This window comes from Polynucleobacter sp. 35-46-11 (assembly GCF_002281105.1).
On the sequence record NZ_NCFJ01000682.1, the window covers coordinates 1 to 1,164 of the forward strand.

General features: G+C 43.9%; 2 protein-coding genes. One reads left to right on the forward strand and one right to left on the reverse strand.

Features of this window, described 5'->3' with window-relative positions; genetic code table 11:
- Positions 1-541 (reverse strand): glutathione S-transferase N-terminal domain-containing protein (locus tag B7Y67_RS18750; protein WP_293599926.1); only part of this gene is annotated, 541 nt, incomplete at its 3' end.
- A gap of 420 nt (positions 542-961) precedes the next feature.
- On the opposite strand from B7Y67_RS18750, the gene B7Y67_RS18755 reads away from it, so the two are divergent.
- Positions 962-1,164 (forward strand): carbonic anhydrase (locus B7Y67_RS18755; protein WP_293599927.1); only part of this gene is annotated, 203 nt, incomplete at its 3' end.

The following is a 1,164-nucleotide window of genomic DNA, read 5'->3' on the forward strand; positions in this document are numbered from 1 at the left end:
ACCTTTGGGGGTCGACCATGGCAAATTGGCGAATGAATGGAAAGATAGCAATATCAACATAAGTCATTCGGTCGACTAATAGATGCTGCTGCACCTTGAAGGCCTCCTCCATTGGCATGAGCATCTCGTTCAATGCGCTTTGTAGAACCTCATCTGGCTTACACTCTAGGTAGCGATTGGGATACTTATATTGATCAAGCAACACCTTAAATGGACCATCATTGCGATCAATCCACATTTGGGCTACTTGCTCATCAACACTTGCCCATCCATCAGGATCGGACTGGGCTAGAGCCCACCGCATAATGTCGATGCTTTGTTCGAGCACAATGCCATCAGTCGTGAAAACCGGTACCGTCCCCTTAGGGGATATTGCCAGCATCGATCGCGGCTTATGACGCAACTCAATTTCTCGATGCTCAAGTTCTATGCCAGCATACTTTAAGGCCATGCGAGCACGCATAGCGTAAGGACATCTGCGATAGGAATACAGAATGGGCAACATGACGATTAGATTGGCTGGTGAAAATTCTAAACACATCAGTGGATTAACTCTAAACAAGAGCCATCACTCCATTAATCCCTCAATTTACCTCACCTTTTAATTCAGCGGCTTTTTTAAAGCTATCTATTTAGAATGATTGGTATAAGATCAAGAAAGTTCGCTATCTTTCACGCAATCAAGTACATCTGCATTTAGGTTTTAGTTAAATAGCTGCACTCACTTCAATTGAAATAAATCTGATTAGAAAGATTGCTTATGTGCACCCTATGCAACGCTAAAAAAATAAATGGACCTTCTCAATCACTGAATGATCCAATTCGGCGAACTGTTCTAAGGTCGGCAGGTTTGCTTTCTATTGGCGGACTCATAGCATCGGCAGGCGTTGCATTTGCTCAACCCGCGAATCCCCCTAAATCGGAAAATATCCTTAATCCCGATCAAGCTCTTACTCGTCTAATGGCTGGCAATGCTGTTTATGTAAAAAGTAAATCCCTGCAAATTAATGTAGATGAAACCAGAGGTGCTCTTGCCCGAGGTCAAAATCCTTACGCTTGCATCCTCAGTTGCGCCGACTCTCGAATAAGTCCTGAGTTAGCATTTAACGAGGAACGTGGTGACCTCTTTGTAACGCGGGTAGCCGGTAACTTTGTTAACACAGA